Below are 15,817 nucleotides of genomic sequence, written 5' to 3'. Positions count from 1 at the left end.
GCGCGCGTCGGTGCGCGAGGGGTGTTCGGTGCGGTGGGCCGTCTGGGTCAGACCGGCGTCCGGTGGCTCAGGCCAGCCGGACGAGGTCGAAGAGCATCGCCTGTTGCGGGTTGAGGGTGGGCAGGGGGACGCCGGCATCGGCGAGGACCGAGCCGGGGAGGTCGACGCCGCCCGGCTCGAGGGCGGCGGTGATCCAGGACGGATCGGCTCCCTGGTGCCGGCTTGCCGGACCGAACTCGTCGCGGACGCGCACCGTGTAGCGGGCATCGGGGTCGAGCCCGGGGAATCGGACCCGGCCGGACTGGCCGGGAGCCGAGGTCACGAGCCGCGCCCAGGTGTAGAGCGCTCGCGACCCGTCCTGGGCGACGATCCCGGTGAGCGCGGTCGCGTCGTCCGCCAGGTCGGCGTTGACGATTCGGCCGGAGTGGATCAGTCCCCGGAGCTCGCGATAGACCTCCGCCCAGCGGGCGATCCGGTCCAGCTCGTCGTCGTCCGCCTCCTGAAGGTCCCACTCGATGCCGGCGTGGGCGGTGAGGGCGACGATGAGCCGGAACGACAGGTCCGTCCGGCGGGACGTGGTGTGCGACCGCTCGGCGCCGAGGTGCGAGCCGATGAGTTCCGGCGGGAGGAGCATGCGCGTCCAGCGCTCGATCTGCAGGCGCTCGACGGGGTCGTTGCAGTCGGAAGCCCAGACGCGGTCGGTCCGTTCCAGGATGCCGAGATCGACCCGGCCGCCGCCTCCCGAGCACGTCTCGATCTCGAGGCGCGGGTGGCGGGCACGGAGGGTGTCGAGCATCCGGTAGAGCGCGAGCGTCTGCTCGTGGACGGCCGGCCGGTCGACACCGGGCGAACTGCTGACGGCTTCGGACAGATCGCGGTTGTGGTCCCACTTGATGTAGTCGACGGCGTACTCCTCGATGATCGCGCTGATCTGCTCGAGGACATGGGAGTACGCGTCGGGGCGGGTCAGGTCGAGCACGTACTGCGCGCGGGAGGTCGCGCCGAGCCCCTGGCGCGGGCCGAGCACCCAGTCGGGGTGCTCCCGCGCGAGGTCGGAGTCGAGGTTCACCATCTCGGGTTCGAACCAGATCCCGAACTGCATGCCGTGCGACCGGACCAGGTCGACGAGCGGCCCGAGGCCGTCCGGCCACACGGTGCGGTCGACGAACCAGTCGCCGAGCCCGGCGTCGGCGGCACGGCGGCCGTGGAACCAGCCGTCGTCGAGGACGACGCGCTCGACGCCGACCCGGGCCGCGCGCTCCACCAGAGCGGTCAGGTGGGCGAGGTCGTGGTCGAAGTAGACGGCTTCCCACGAGTTCAGGGTGAGCGGACGCGGGGATCGTGGATGCGACGGCCGCGCGCGCAGCCGGCGGTGCAGCCGATCGGCCAGGCCGTCCAGGCCGTTCGCCGACCACACGAACAGAGCTGTGGGAGCGGTGTACCGGTCGCCGTCGGCGAGCACGATCTCACCGGGCCGCAGCCCCTCCCCGACACCCAGGACCGACGAGAACGCACCGGCGCCCTCCGTCAGCCGCTCGACGACGTACTCGCCGTCGCCGCTCCACGCGAGATGCGTCGCCCAGGCCTCGCCGCGGCCGAAGCCGAGGTCCTCCGTGCCGGCGACGACCAGGAACGGCGCATCGTGGCCGGGCTTGCCCCTGCGTGCGCGGCGCACGTGGCTGCCGTAGAACAGCGGACCGCGCTGGGGTGCGCGCTCACGACACCACTTGCCGGTGAAGTCGAGGATGTCCACCGCGCGCTCCGGCACGGGCAGCATCACACGCAGGGCGTCGAGGGTGTACGGGATGCCCGCATCGCCCAGGGCGGCATCCCGGACCAGAGTCGTGTCCACCGAGAGCACGCCGAAGCGGTCGAGCGCCAGGGTCATCGTCGTCCGCAGGGCGGTGATCTCGTCGACCAGCTCGATCTCGATCGTCCCACCCTGGTCGTCGTCCGTCCGGTACCGCACGGCCACTGTCCGCGGGCGCGGGGTCGTGGCGGTTCCGGAGGCGTGACCCTCCTGCGCCGGTGTCCCCGCCCATCCCTCGAACTCGGTCGGCAGCAGGCTGAAGGTGCGCGGGACGTCGGGTGAGTTGTTGAGCAGAGCCGGTCCGGCGGTCGCCCGCAACGCCTCGGCGCCGGCGTCGTCGATGGGGCCGAGATCCGCGCCCCAGTGCAGCACGCGAGGCACTCGACCCGCCGCATCGATGACGAGTGACGTGCCTGCGGCTCGCAGGCTCAGAACGGCGCCGTAGCCGTCGAGCATGAAGGACTCCTCGGAGGTTTCCGGTTACTTGACAGTGTCAATTAACCATGCCTAGTGTGTCGAGTGCAACCCCGAGAAGGAAGACCGATGACGATCTCCACCGATACTCTCCAGCTCGCCTGGAGCCGTCCCGCCGACCAGTGGGAGGAGGCCATCCCCATCGGCGACGGCTCCCTCGGTGCGATGGTCTTCGGCGGGTCCGAGGGCCGCTACCAGGTCAACGACGCGACCGTGTGGTCCGGCACTCCGGAGACGGCGGCGGACGAGCTGCGTCGCGTGCTCGCAGGAGGCGCGGGGCCGGAGCGCCTCCACGAGGTGCGTGAGGCGCTCGCCGCAGGCGACCTCGATCGCGCGGAGGAGCTGCTGCTCACCTTCGAGGGGCGCTACAGCCAGGAGTTCCTCCCTTTCGTGGACCTCACGGTCGGACTGCCGGGCGCGACGCCGGTCGACGGCGAACCCGCGCGCGTGCTCGATCTCGACCGCGGGATCGTCGAGGAGGCGCTGCAGGTCGGGGGAGCGCGCGTCGAGCGGGTGTCGCGCATTGCGTCGCGGACCCTCCTGGTCTCCCTCCGTTCCTCCGAGCCGCTCCCTGAGGTGCGCATCTCCCTTCGCACGCCGCTCCGCGAGCTCGCGCGCACCTCGGCGGACGGGATGCTGACGCTCGATCTCGCTGTTCCGATCGACGGAGCGCCCCTCCACGAACAGTCCGTCGTCCCTCCGTTGCGCTACGCGGAGCAGGACGACGCAGACTACGACGGCTTCGCCACCGCGACCCTCGCGGTGCGGAGCGACGGCACGACCGAGTCCGCCGATGGCGACCTCATCGTGCGTCATGCCCGTCGGCTGTCGATCGCCCTCTCGTCGTCGACCCGCGCTGAGTCGTGGTGGGCCGGCGCGGACGACGAGTGGCGGACCGTCTCCCGTGAGACGATCCGGGACCGCGCCGGTGCCCGTGCCCTCAGCGCCATCGCCGAGGACGCGGGCGCGCAGGACGACGTATCGCGTCGTCCTGCACCGGCGCGGTTCGCGATCGGCGGGCGTCGCGAGGGCCGGTGGGATGTCGAGGCCGACATCCTGCGGGGCGGCGACGACGGGCTGCGGGCGACCATAGCGGCCGAGTACGGACGCTACCTGCTCACGTCGTCGTCGCGTCCGGGCGGACCGGCGGCGAACCTGCAAGGCATCTGGAACGGCGAGCTCCGTCCGGCCTGGTCGTCGAACTACACGATCAACATCAACACCGAGATGAACTACTGGGCGGCCGGACCGCTCGGGGTGATCGACCACGCCGAGCCCCTGATCTCGCTCGTCGAGCGTCTGGCCGCAAACGGTCGTGACGTCGCGCGCGAGCTGTACGGCTGCCGCGGCTGGGTCGCCCACCACAACAGCGACCTCTGGGGTTGGGCACTTCCCGTCGGCATGGGTCATGGCGCGCCGAGCTGGGCGATCTGGATGATGGGCGGAGCGTGGCTCACCCACTCCCTCTGGGATCACTACGAGTTCAGCGCGGACGACGCGCTGCTGCGCGAGCGGATCTGGCCGCTGCTGCGCGGCGCGGCGGAGTTCTGCCTCGACTGGGTCCAGGTCGGGCCGGACGGCCGCGCATACCTCGCTCCGTCGACCTCGCCGGAGAACTCCTACCGGGACGCCGACGGGAGCCCGCGCTCCCTGGGCCTCACGGCGACGATGGACCTCGAACTCATCCGCTCCCTCTTCCAGCGCTGCCTGGACACGCTCGACGTGCTCGGCGAAGGCGACCCACTCCGGCGGGAGCTGGAGGCGGCGCTCGCCGTCATCCCGGAGCCGCCGATCGGCAGCGACGGGAGGCTGCAGGAATGGTCCGAGGAGGTGGCCGACCACGAACCCGGGCATCGGCACATGTCTCCGATGGTCGGCCTCTACCCGCTCGACCTCATCACGCCCGAGGGCACCCCGGAGCTCGCGGACGCGGCTCGCCGGTTCCTCGACGCGAGGGGGCCGGGTGCGATGGGGTGGTCCTGGGCGTGGAAGATCGCACTCCGTGCGCGACTCGGGGACGGCGACGCCGCCTACGAGCTCCTGCAGCAGGCTCTGACGCCGTACGACGGCGACGCCCGCCGGCACGGGCCGGTCGACGGCTCGGAGTGGGGCGGACTCCTCCCCAACCTGTTCAGCACGCATCCCCCGTTCCAGATCGACGGCAACCTCGGGTTCCCGGCGGGCATCGCCGAATTGCTCCTGCAGAGTCACGGGGGAGTCATCCATCTGCTGCCAGCGCTGCCCGCCGAGTGGCCCGACGGGCGGGTCACGGGGCTCGGTGCCCGCGGGGCGCTCCGCGTCGACCTCGAGTGGACGGGAGGGCGGCTGACGACGGCCGTCATCCGCAACCCCCACGACGCGCCGCGCACCGTCCGTCTCCGGTATGACGGCACCGAAGTCGTCGTCCGGCTGGAGGCCGGAGGCGAGCACGTCCTCCAGGGCGAGCCCCGGCTCCCCGTACCCACTCCGTAAGGTGGAAGCACCCCGACCGGAGAGAGCACCCCATGAACGACGAGCTGCGAGCGCGGACAGCGCTGCTCGGATCGTCATCGGAGGCGGCGACCCGTGTCTTCACCACCATCCTCACCCGCAGCCCGATCAGCCGGATCGACGTCGCCCGGCTCACCGGCCTGTCGCAGGCCGCGGTCACCAAGGCGGTGACGCCACTGCTGGCCGCCGGTCTCGTCGACGATTCGCTCGGCGTCACGCCCACCGGCTTGCCGGGCCGGCCCGCGAACCCGGTCGCGGTGGTCCCGGACTCCGTCATCGCGCTCGGGATCAAGGTGAACGTCGATGAGCTCATCGGCGTGGCGACCGATCTGACCACGAGGATCATCGCCTCCGATCGCGTGGAGCTGGCGTCGCACGATCCGGTCGCGGTGGTGGACGCCATCGTCCGAATGTGCGCCCGCCTGCAGGAGCCGCTCGGCGACCTCCGGTCGAGCGTCGCCTCCATCGGCGTCTCGGTGTCGGGCGACGTGGACACGGCGACCGGCATCGTCCGCGACTCGGCCATCATGGGCTGGCACGGTGTGGAGCTCGCCGCCGCGCTGCGCGAGCACCTCGACGCCGAGATCGTGGTGGACAACGACGTGCGAGCGCTGACGATCGGCGAGCACTGGTTCGGCGTCGGGCTCGGCACGCGCTCGTTCGCCATCGTCACGATCGGGCGCGGCATCGGCAGCGGACTCCACCTGAACGGCGAGGTCGTGGAGGGCGCTTACGGGGTCGCGGGCGAGATCGGCCACCTGCCGCTGACGTCGCCCGACCGCGTCTGCGCCTGCGGGCGTCGCGGCTGCGTCGAGGCGGTCGCCGCGACCAGCGCGATCGTCGCGGCGGTCTCCGCGGCCCACGGCCGGCCCGTCACGGTGGAGGAGGCCGTCGCGCTGGCGCACGCGGGGGATCGGGCGGCCGTCGAAGCGTTCGGCGAGGCCGGTGCCGTCATCGGACTGGCGATCGCCAGCCTGGTCAACATGGTCGGACCGGAGCTCGTCATCATCGGCGGCGAGGGCGTCGTCGAGTTCGGGCTCTTCGAGGAGCGTCTTCGCGCTGCCTATGCCGAGCACGTGTTCGAGTCCGCCGGCCGCTGCCGCATCGTCGTGAGGCCGCACACCTTCGAGGACTGGGCGCGTGGCGCGGCCGCCTCGGCCATCCGCTCCCTCGTCGTGTGACGCGCCTCAGTCCGCGGTCTGCTGGGGCGAGACGGTGATGGATTCGCGGAGCGCGGCCACCGCAGCGCCGCGGGCCCAATCGGTGAAGGTGTGGCGGCGGACGACCAGGCGGCAGTTGGCAGCGGCGCCGAACGCGTGCGCAAGGAACTCCTCGCGGAACCGGCGCTCGTAGAGGTCGTAGTCCATGACGCCCTCGCCGGCGATCACCACCACTTCGGGCCCGAACAGGTTCACAGTGGCGGCCACCGCGGCGCCGATGGCCGTGCCCGCCCGCTCGAAGGCGTCGACGGCTGCGGGGTCGCCCTCGTGTGCGAGACGGATGACGTCCGCCAGGGTGAGGTCCGGCTCCCCTCTCTCCAGGCTCACCGCGTCGCGGATGGCCCGGGATGAGGCGACGGCCTCGACGCACCCGCGGCGGCCGCACACGCACAGGGCGTCGGACGATGCGAGCGGGAGGTGCCCGATCTCGCCCGCGACGCCGTGAGCGCCGACGACCACGTCGTCGTTCACGTAGATGCCGCATCCGATGCCCGCACCGATCGTGATGATGGCGAACGACTCCACGTCCCTGCCCGCTCCGAACCACTGCTCGGACTTCGCGAGGGCCCTCACGTCGTTCTCGACGGTGATCGGCAGCGGGATCTCGTCCGCCAGGCGGCTGCCCAGCGGGAAGTGAGTCCAGCCGAGCAGCGGGGAGTCGCGGACGAGCCCGGTCGTGCTGTCGATATCGCCTGAGACCGAGACGCCGACGCCGGTGAGGTTCGCAGCCGTCTCGCCGAGCTGGGCGATGAGCGACGTCACCGACGTCACGATGGCGGCGACCGTGCTCTCCGGGTCGTGGCTCTTGAGCCGGCGACGGGTGGAGCCGAGCACCTCGTTGCCCAGGCTGACGGTCACGGCGAAGATCTCGTCCGCATTCACCTTGACCCCGATCGCGATCATCGACCGCGAGACGACGCTGAGGGGACGGACGGGGCGGCCGGGAAAGGAGTGCTCTGCGTGCTCGCCCACGGTCACGTAACCGCCCTCGATGAGCGGATTGACCGTCTTCGTCACCTTCGCCTGCGACAGGCCGGTGAGACGGCCGATGTCGAGCCGGCTGACCGGTCCGTGCGTGATGATGCGCGTGAAGATCTCGGCCGACCGGGGAGTCCCCAGCTCCGGCCGCCGACGGGTGCCCACGTCATCGAGTGGCATGTCGAGAGAGTACCCCATCGTGTCGCTTTCTTTCTTTCGTGTTCGAATGCGCAGCGTCCACGATTCGCGCGAATACGGGAGGATCGCAGGGTCGCGCGGCGGAGTGCGCCTGCTGTCAGGATAGATTATTGACAACGGTAAGGAAATAGGTTTTGCTGTATCCAGTCCGGGCGGACCGAGCGTCCATCCGGCTCGATCTGTTCAGGAGTCTTCGATGACGAAGCGGCAACACCGTTGGCACCCGGCGGTGCGCGGATGACCAGCGCCCCGCCCATGACGACCACCACCACCCGGCAACCGGCTCGGACCACTCCGCCGCCGAAAGCCCGCGTGACGACCCGGCGCAGGACCCTCGGTCAGCGCTGGCGCATCGCGCTCCGACGGCACTGGCAGCTGTACCTGCTGACGGTGCTGCCCCTCGCCTACTTCGCGATCTTCAAGTACGTGCCGATCTCCAACGCGATCATCGCGTTCAAGGACTACAGCCCGGTGCTGGGCGTGTGGGGGAGTCCCTGGAACGACTTCGCGAACTTCCAGGCGATGCTGCAGAACCCGCAGTTCCCCACCCTGGTCTCGAACACCCTGATCCTCTCCGGGTACGCGGTGCTGGCGAGCTTCCCCATCCCGATCATCCTGGCGCTCGCGCTCAACGAGGTGCGTCACCGGTGGTTCCAGAAGACCGTGCAGATGGTCACGTACGCTCCGTACTTCATCTCCACGGTGGTCGTCGTGTCGATGCTCATCCTGATCATGGCCCCGCGACTGGGCGTCATCAGCCAGGTCTTCGGGTTCTTCGGGGTCCCGTCGCCCGACCTACTGGGCAACCCCGACTACTTCCGCAACATCTACGTCTGGTCGGACGTGTGGCAGACCGCGGGCTACTCCGCCGTCATCTACATGGCGGCGCTCTCCGGCATCGACCCGTCGCTCTACGAGGCCGCGCGGATGGACGGCGCCTCCCGCCTGCGGAAGATCTGGCACGTCGACATCCCCGGGATCATGCCGACGGCCATGATCGTGCTCATCCTGAGCGTCGGGAACATCATGGCGATCGGCTTCGAGAAGGTCTACCTGCTGCAGAACCCGCTCAACCTGGGGCAGTCGGAGATCATCGCCACCTACGTCTACAAACTGGGCATCCTCAACGCCGACTTCGGGACGGCGACCGCCGTCGGCCTCTTCAATTCCGTCGTGAACCTCGTGCTCCTGCTGGTCGTCAACTGGGTGGCACGCCGAGTGAGTGGGAGCGGACTGTGGTGACCATCGATCTTCCGGCCGAGCGCGCGCGGCAGAAGGCGCGTGCGAAGCGCATCAAGAAGCCCCGCCGTATCAAGGAGTCTCCGGGCGACCGCGCGCTGCTCGTCGTCATCTACCTCGGGCTCACGCTGGCGGTCCTCGTCGTCCTCCTGCCCCTGCTGTTCATCCTCGCCAGCTCGTTCTCCTCGCCGCATGCGGTGACGGCGGGCCAGGTCTTCCTCTGGCCGGTGGATTTCACGCTCAAGGGCTACCAGACGGTCCTGGCGGACCCGCAGGTGCTGATGGGCTACGCCAACTCGCTGTTCTACATGGTCGCGGGCACCCTGATCAGCACCACCCTCACGGTCTGCATCGCGTGGCCGCTGTCGCGCCCGTCGTTCATGGGCCGCAACGTGATCATGTCGCTGCTGCTGTTCACCATGCTCTTCAGCGGCGGACTGATCCCGACCTACATGGTCGTGCAGAACCTCGGCCTCCTCGACACGCGCTGGGCGCTCCTGCTGCCGCAGGCGGTCGCGGTATGGCAGGTCATCATCGCGCGGACGTTCTTCCGCTCGGCGATCCCCGAAGAGCTCGTCGAGGCCGCGTCCCTCGACGGTGCGAGCGACTTCCGGTTCCTGTGGACCGTCGTGCTCCCGCTCTCGAAGCCCCTGATCGCCGTCATCGCGCTCATGTACGCGATCGGCCAGTGGAACGGCTACTTCGACGCGCTCCTCTATCTGAAGAGCTCCGACCTGTTCCCGCTCCAACTCGTCCTGCGCAACATCCTGGTGCTCAACGCGACCAACGGGGGCGTGAGCGACCTGGCGGCTCAGGCGCAGAACCAGGAGCTCGTGAACCTCCTCAAGTACGCGCTCATCGTGATCACGAGCGTCCCGGTGCTGATCATCTATCCGTTCGTCGCCCGGTACTTCAACAAAGGCGTGCTCATCGGTTCCGTCAAAGGCTGAGCCGGCCGATCGAGCATCATCTCCCACCACACACGGCACCATCCACATCACTGACACACCCGAAGTTCCAAAGGAGGAACGCACCATGTTCTCGAAGACTGATCGACGACCCCGCCGGGTCCGGTCGCGGGCGCTCGTCGCCGCGGTGGGCGGCACCGCCGCGCTGCTCGCCCTCTCCGCCTGCACCCCCGCGAGCGGGTCGGGTGCCGACGACAAGATCGGCGGGACGGCGCACCTGAGCGTCTTCGCCCAGCAGGGCACCGGACAGGACCTGGCCACCAACGCCTTCACCAAGGAGGTGGAGAAGAAGTTCAACATCAAGTTCTCCTGGCAGACCACGACGCAGGATTCGTCGGTGGCACCGGAGAAGCGTCAGATCCTGATGGCGAGCGGCGACTACCCCGACGCGTTCCTCCTCATCCCCTGGGTGGACCAGTTCAATCAGGTCGACGTCGAGAAGCTGGCGAAGCAGGGCGTCGCGCTGCCGCTGAACGACCTCATCAAGCAGTACGCCCCCGACATCCAGAAGGCGCTCGACAGCAACCCGGACTACAAGGCGATGGCGACCTCGCCCGACGGCAAGATCTACGGCCTGCCGCAGCTGGCCGAGACACTGCACATCCAGTACCCGTCGAAGCTCTGGATGAACACGGAGTGGCTGAAGAAGCTCGGCCTCCAGATGCCCAAGACCACCGACGAGATGACGAAGGTGCTCGAGGCGTTCAAGAACGACGACCCGAACGGCAATGGTCAGAAGGACGAGATCCCGCTCAGCGGCGACTCGCACGACACCCTGATCCCGTTCTTCATGAACGGGTTCATTTACGACCCGCAGAACCCGGACAAGGGCATCCAGTCGACGACGGTCCTCAACAAGGGCAAGGTCGACATCCAGGCGAACAAGGACGGCTGGCGCGAGGGCCTGAAGTACATCAAGTCGTTGTGGGATGCGGGTCTGATCGACAAGGGCGCGTTCACGCAGAACCCCGCGGCGCTCGCCCAGGAGGGCAACAACGAGGGTCCGGTGCTGCTCGGGAGCGCGAGCGGGCTGCACCCGTACATCTTCGTCAGCCCCGGCGCGAAGGACGGCCGCGACAAGCAGTACGACGCCGTCCCGCCGCTCACCGGTCCGGACGGAGCGGACTACGCCACGTACGCCTTCGGCAGCACGCCGGGCGCGACGTTCATGCTCACGAACAAGGCGTCGAAGAACGACCAGGTGGCCGCGATCAAGCTCGTGAACTACCTGTTCACCGAGAAGGGCCAGCTCGACGGCAACTTCGGCCCGGAGGGCAAGGGCTGGGACAAGGCGCCCGCGGGCTCCGAGGCGCTCAACCCGGACGTGAAGGCGCAGTTCGTCAACCTGCAGCTGCCTCAGGATGAGGCGAACGCCGTCCAGTGGGGCGCGCTGTCCACCTACAACCAGAACGCTGCGTTCCGTGAGTCGCAGGCCGTGCCGACGGACATCTACGACACGTCCGGGTACGAGCGCCGCCTGTTCGAGGCGACGCAGCTCTACCAGGGCCACGAGGACAAGAGCCAGATCTACCCGAGCTGGAAGGTGTGGCCGGATCCCGCGAAGGCGACCCAGGTGGCCACGCAGCAGACGAACATCGACAACTACGTGACTCAGAACGCCCTGGCGTTCATCACGGGTTCGAAGAGCCTCGACAGCGACTGGGACTCCTACGTGAAGGGCTTCGACGGGCTCGGGCTGAAGGACTACCTCAGCACGCTGCAGAAGGCGTACGACGCGTCGAAGAAGTAGTGCCCGCGGACGCCGGCGGGGATGTCCCCGCCGGCGTCCGTCACACGCCGAGAAGGCGTTCCGTCTCGTCCCACAGCCGCCGCTGCCACTCCGGGTCTCCACCCGGGTGCGCCGGCGTCAACGGCTTCGCACTCCGCACCGAGTAGTACCCGCCGTTCCTGCCCGCGAACGCGGGATCGGTGGCCAGCCGGACGATCAATCCCGCGCCTCTGGCGGGGTCGCCGACACGCAGCAGGCGCAACACGCGCTCGAGCGGTGCGGCGAAGCGCAGCTCCCGTCCCAGACCGGTCACGTTGAAGCCCGGGTCGAGGCAGTTCGCGGTGACGCCGGTGTCCTCGATCCGCCGGGCGAGCTCCCGGGTGAACATGATGTCGAGGAGCTTCGTCTTTCCGTAGACGACGGAGGATCCCCGCGCGGTGAACGGAGTCGTGTCGGTCAGATCCTCGGGCAGCGCGAGCGTGCCGTGCCGACGGGAGGCTTCGGAGGCGACGTTCACGATCCGCGCTCCCGGCGTCCGCGTGAGCACGGGGAGCAGCTCCCGCGTGAGCAGCCACGGCGCGAGGTAGTTCACGGCGACCATCTCGGGGAAGCCATCGGCGGTCACCCGCTGCTCGAACGCGTGGATGCCGGCGTTGTTCACGAGGACGTCGACCTGCTCGTAGGCGCCGGCGATCTCCCGCCCGACCCGGCGGACGTCGTCCAGGCGGGTGAGGTCGGCCGAGAACATGCGGACCTCCGCGCCCGGGTGGACCTCTTCGATCTCGGCGCGCGTGGCATCGGCGCGGCGGGCATCCCGAGCCGTGATCGCCAGTCGGGCGCCCTGGCGGGCCAGCTCGATGGCGGCGAGCCGCCCGAGGCCGCTGGTGGCGCCGGTGATGACGATGGTCGGTGGATGCGCGGACGAGCCGGATAAAGTGGGCATCTCCACACCATAAAGAATTGATGGGGAAATGTCCACTAACTCACAGGCGGGCGCGGACCGCCGGGCAGCCGAGCTCGCCCTCGGCGTCGAGCTGAACGCCCTGCTCAGCGCATCCCGTGCCCTCACCGAGCGCAGCGCCGCCGTCTTCCACCCGGGCGTCCAGCCGGCCGCCTTCCATGTGGCACGCTGGCTGTATGCCTACGGCCCGGCGAACCCGAGCACCGTGGCCGACGCGGTCGCGATGGACCGCAGCTCCACCAGCGCCCTCATCCGCCAGCTGAAGGCCGCCGGCCTCGTCGAGAGCACCCCCGACCCGACCGACGGCCGGGCCGTGCGGGTATCGCTGACGCCCGCCGGCGCCGAGCGGGTGCGCGAGGCGCTCGACCTGCGCGGAACCGTCTTCTTCGAGCGCACCGCCGACTGGTCGGTCGCCGACCTCCGCACGCTCGCGCGCCTCCTGCACGAGCTGACGGGGCCGCGCGACGACGGCTGACGGGCACACGACCGCACCCGCTGTCCTCGTGACCCCGTCTATGACATTTCGCAGGCTTCCAGCCTTGTTGGGCTCGCCGCCCGTTCATTAGCGTTCGAGAACGGCCGGGATCGAATGGATGGACGCGGGGCAGGGGAAGGGGACCGGTTCGTGGAATCGTGGAGTGACCGTGAAGCCGAGTGGTATCGACTGGCATCTCGTCTGCCCAAGGCATCCAAGACAGCGCTGGCAGCTGCCAGTGCCGAGCGACTCTTTCCTCTTTATCGCGTGTTCGCGGTCGCGCGGGATGGCGACGACGACGGATCGGCGCTCCTTCGACGTGCCCTGGACGAACTCTGGACAGCGGCGGAGACCGACACCGCCCCGCGATCCGACAACTATGCGATCGCGCTCTCCGTCGTTCCCTCGGTCGAACAACCCGACTGGATCGTCGAATCCGCCTTCGCGCAGAACGCCGCCGCCGCGGTCGCCTACGCGGCCCAGACGTGGCAGCTCGACGACCCTCAGCAGGTGGTGTGGGCCCTCCGGCAAGCCATCGAAGCCGCGGATTCCGCCGCCGATGGGAGGCCCGAAGCCATATCCATGGCCTTCGTCGACCAGGCGCGCGACTCGATCGCGTACGACTGTGTTCTCGCCGCGAACGGTTCGCTCGGGGACCTGCGCCGCGCGGCGTCGAGCGACGGCTCCTGGGGTGTGGCTCTCGCCGAGGCATGGACGCAGGCGGAATAGCACGCCCCGCCCCACGGTTTCGCCGAATGTGACGATCACCGGGATGCGCGCCCCCGCCACACTGGACGAGCTGCTCTCCACGCTCGAGTGGCACGTGGATGCGTCGCGCCGCGAAGCGTTCGAGCGCGGGATCCGGATCGGGTTGGAGGGCCCGACCTTCGTCTACGTCGTCGACGGATCCGTGCGCGTGCGCTCCACCGGCCCGCAGGCGATGTCGTTCGCCTACGGTGAGGGCGATGTGGTCTTCCTGCCCGGTCGGCATGACTCCGAGCTGAGCGCCGACGGTCCCGGCGAGGTCGTCGTCACCGCGCTCCGGCCGACAGCCGGATTCCACGCCCTCGACCTGCTGCCCGACCATCTCGGCGTCCATCGGCTCGCCGACCTCGACCCCGGTGTCGCGTTGCTCGCCTCCCGGATGGGCTGCCAGACCGCGGTCCGTCGCGCCGGCGATCGCGTGATCTGCGGCCGGATGGCGACCACGATCATCTCCGTCGCGATCCGCGCCTGGGCCGAGGGCGATTGCGCGCCCGACAACTGGCCCGTCGCCGTGGAGGATCCCTTCCTCAGCCGCGTGCTCGACGCCATGCACACGAACCCAGGGCACCCGTGGACGCTGCGCGACCTCGCCGCCGTCGGCGCGATGTCGCGGACAACGTTCGCCGAGCGCTTCCGGGAGCAGGTCGGTCAGTCGCCGGCGAGCTACCTCGCGCAGGTGCGGATGGAGGCGGCCATGACCTACCTCTCGCAGGATGGCCTCACCGTGAGCGAGACCGCCCGCCTCCTCGGCTACGAGTCGGACGCGGGCTTCAGCCGCGCATTCCGCCGCCACACCGGGGCGGTCCCGTCCGTGTGGCGGCAGCGCGCGAGCTGAACGCCGCGGATGGCGGTGGATGGGCCGCCGCGCTAGTGTCGCCTCATGCAGACGCCCCGCTCGGGTGCACCTCGGCGCCTCCCCGTTCCGCTCGTCGTCCTCCTCCTCGTCGGCGCTCTCGCGACGGTTGTGGGCGAAGGGTGGTTCCTGACCGCGAAGGCCGCGGTCGCGAACAGTGCGCAACGGTCGAATTCCCTGCCGACTCTCCCGGTGCACGTCTACGCGCAGTACACCCAGCACCTGCCCGCGGTCGACACCTCCGGTCTCTGGACCGGCCTGCTGATCGCCGGGCTGGGCATCGCAGTGCTCCTGGCGGCCGCGGTCGTCGCGATCAGGCGGTCATCCGTCCGCTGATCGGGCCTGGGCCGAGTGGATGCGGCGGGCATCCCCTCGACTCGCTCAGCGCAGAGCCGCGCTGCGTCGCCCGGCGCTGCCGAACAGCACGACCCCGACCGCGACGACGGCCACGGCGACGAAGTAGGTGAACCGCACGTCGACCGTGTCGACGAGGAGGCCTCCCACGCCTGCGCCGAGCGTGATCGCCAGCTGGAACCCGGCGACGACCAGGCCGCCGGCCGCCTCCAGACGATCCGGGATGTAGCGGCCGGCCCACGTGTTGATGACCGCGGGCCAGGCGCCGAAGCCGAAGCCCCAGACCACAACGGCCGCCGCCACGACGATGACCGACCCCTGTCCGACGATCGCGAGCAGGATGGCGCCGGCGATCAGCGACGGCTGCAGGTAGCGCAGCAGCGCCAGGTGCCGATCGGCGAGCGCCCCGACGACCAGGTTGCCGATCACTCCGCCGACGCCGAAGGCCACGAGCAGCGCGGCCGCGAACGCCGTGTCCAGCCCGGGTACCTGGTCGAGGGCGAGCCGGATGAACGTGTACGCCATGAAGTGGCCGAGGACGATCAGGATGTGACCGGCCAGCCCCTGGCGCACTCCCGGCCGCCGCAGCGTGTCGCCGAGGATGCGCAGGCTCGACGCCTCGGCCGGAGCGACCGGGGGCAGCGCGAGACGCAGCGCGACCGCGACCAGAGCGGTGAGGATCGCCGCTCCGACGAAGACGCCACGCCAATCCACGAGGGCGGTGAGGTACACGCCGACCGGGACGCCGGCGACGACCGCCAGCGTCATTCCGGCGCTCACCGTGGTCAGCGCGCGGCCGAGCCGGTCGGGGGTCGCGAGCGACGCGGCGACGGTCAGCGACATCGACCAGAAGCCGCTGATCGCGACGCCGATGAGCAGTCGCGCGATCAGCAGGACCCACAGCGAGGGTGCGAGCGCCACGGCGAGATTGGAGACGGCCGCGAGTGCCGCGACCAGCACGAGCAGCGTCCGGCGGTCCATCCGCGGGATCAGGATGCCGATGGTCGGCGCCGCGAGGAACCCGACGAACGCGGTCACGGTCACCGTCTGTCCGGCCTGCCCCGGCGTGACGCCGAGCTCTGCGGCCATCGCGGTCAGCACACCGGACGGCAGGAACTCTGCGGTCACCAGCACGAAGCTGGTCAGGAACATGACGATGAGGCCGGCCCAACGCGTGTGCGTGAGCGGCTGGGCGGCGGGGGAGGTGGCCCGGATGGGCGAAGTGTCTGTCGTCACCCTTCGACTCTGCCGGATCGCAGCCGTCGGCACCTGACTCTGCGTCCGGCGTCGGGCGACCGAGCGT

General features: G+C 69.8%; 13 protein-coding genes. 9 read left to right on the top strand and 4 right to left on the bottom strand.

Annotated features, from left to right (window positions below; genetic code table 11):
- Nucleotides 1-67: 67 nt before the first annotated feature.
- Nucleotides 68-2,266, bottom strand: coding sequence for an alpha-galactosidase (locus BLR91_RS14975; RefSeq protein ID WP_089880739.1), 2,199 nt, complete (start codon nt 2,264-2,266; stop codon nt 68-70).
- Between the two features lie 87 nt (nt 2,267-2,353).
- On the opposite strand from BLR91_RS14975, the gene BLR91_RS14970 reads away from it, so the two are divergent.
- The gene (locus BLR91_RS14970; RefSeq protein ID WP_089880742.1) at nt 2,354-4,756 is read left to right on the top strand and encodes a glycosyl hydrolase family 95 catalytic domain-containing protein; all 2,403 of its coding nucleotides are present in this window, start codon (nt 2,354-2,356) and stop codon (nt 4,754-4,756) included.
- Between the two features lie 32 nt (nt 4,757-4,788).
- Nucleotides 4,789-5,955, top strand: coding sequence for an ROK family protein (locus BLR91_RS14965; RefSeq protein WP_089880746.1), 1,167 nt, complete (start codon nt 4,789-4,791; stop codon nt 5,953-5,955).
- A gap of 6 nt (nt 5,956-5,961) precedes the next feature.
- Here the strand turns inward: BLR91_RS14965 and BLR91_RS14960 are convergent, their stop codons facing one another.
- Nucleotides 5,962-7,152 carry an ROK family protein gene (locus BLR91_RS14960; protein WP_231918937.1) on the bottom strand — a complete coding sequence of 397 codons (1,191 nt, stop codon included), beginning with the start codon at nt 7,150-7,152 and terminating at the stop codon, nt 5,962-5,964.
- Nucleotides 7,153-7,425: 273 nt separating this feature from the next.
- On the opposite strand from BLR91_RS14960, the gene BLR91_RS14955 reads away from it, so the two are divergent.
- From BLR91_RS14955 to BLR91_RS14945, 3 genes are all read left to right on the top strand, one after another.
- Nucleotides 7,426-8,412: an ABC transporter permease gene (locus BLR91_RS14955; protein ID WP_231371102.1), complete on the top strand. Its 987-nt coding sequence runs from the start codon at nt 7,426-7,428 to the stop codon at nt 8,410-8,412.
- A complete protein-coding gene (locus tag BLR91_RS14950) occupies nt 8,406-9,359 on the top strand; it encodes a carbohydrate ABC transporter permease (RefSeq protein ID WP_020075679.1) in 954 nt (317 codons plus the stop codon). Before BLR91_RS14955 ends, BLR91_RS14950 begins: the two co-directional genes overlap by 7 nt.
- A gap of 85 nt (nt 9,360-9,444) precedes the next feature.
- A complete protein-coding gene (locus tag BLR91_RS14945) occupies nt 9,445-11,127 on the top strand; it encodes an extracellular solute-binding protein (protein ID WP_089880754.1) in 1,683 nt (560 codons plus the stop codon).
- Between the two features lie 40 nt (nt 11,128-11,167).
- On the opposite strand, the gene BLR91_RS14940 is transcribed toward BLR91_RS14945, so the two are convergent.
- Nucleotides 11,168-12,049, bottom strand: coding sequence for an SDR family NAD(P)-dependent oxidoreductase (locus tag BLR91_RS14940; protein ID WP_089880758.1), 882 nt, complete (start codon nt 12,047-12,049; stop codon nt 11,168-11,170).
- A 28-nt stretch (nt 12,050-12,077) separates the two neighbouring features.
- Here BLR91_RS14940 and BLR91_RS14935 point away from each other — a divergent pair, with 28 nt between their 5' ends.
- The 4 genes from BLR91_RS14935 to BLR91_RS14920 all read left to right on the top strand — a co-directional run bounded on the left by BLR91_RS14935 (nt 12,078) and on the right by BLR91_RS14920 (nt 14,496).
- Nucleotides 12,078-12,542: a MarR family winged helix-turn-helix transcriptional regulator gene (locus BLR91_RS14935; protein ID WP_089880762.1), complete on the top strand. Its 465-nt coding sequence runs from the start codon at nt 12,078-12,080 to the stop codon at nt 12,540-12,542.
- A 114-nt stretch (nt 12,543-12,656) separates the two neighbouring features.
- Nucleotides 12,657-13,271 carry a DUF416 family protein gene (locus BLR91_RS14930; RefSeq protein WP_089880765.1) on the top strand — a complete coding sequence of 205 codons (615 nt, stop codon included), beginning with the start codon at nt 12,657-12,659 and terminating at the stop codon, nt 13,269-13,271.
- Nucleotides 13,272-13,314: 43 nt separating this feature from the next.
- Nucleotides 13,315-14,142 (top strand): AraC family transcriptional regulator, encoded by an 828-nt coding sequence (locus BLR91_RS14925; protein WP_089880769.1) that lies wholly within the window; start codon nt 13,315-13,317, stop codon nt 14,140-14,142.
- 45 nt (nt 14,143-14,187) lie between these two features.
- Nucleotides 14,188-14,496 carry a hypothetical protein gene (locus BLR91_RS14920; RefSeq protein ID WP_089880773.1) on the top strand — a complete coding sequence of 103 codons (309 nt, stop codon included), beginning with the start codon at nt 14,188-14,190 and terminating at the stop codon, nt 14,494-14,496.
- A 45-nt stretch (nt 14,497-14,541) separates the two neighbouring features.
- Here BLR91_RS14920 and BLR91_RS14915 read toward each other — a convergent pair whose 3' ends face one another.
- Nucleotides 14,542-15,750 carry an MFS transporter gene (locus tag BLR91_RS14915; RefSeq protein ID WP_018189723.1) on the bottom strand — a complete coding sequence of 403 codons (1,209 nt, stop codon included), beginning with the start codon at nt 15,748-15,750 and terminating at the stop codon, nt 14,542-14,544.
- Nucleotides 15,751-15,817 lie beyond the last annotated feature (67 nt).

The organism is Leifsonia sp. 466MF, assembly GCF_900100265.1.
Classification (GTDB): Bacteria; Actinomycetota; Actinomycetes; order Actinomycetales; family Microbacteriaceae; genus Leifsonia.
Note: the sequence above shows the minus strand (reverse complement) of the source record. Positions and strands in the feature narration are given on the sequence as shown.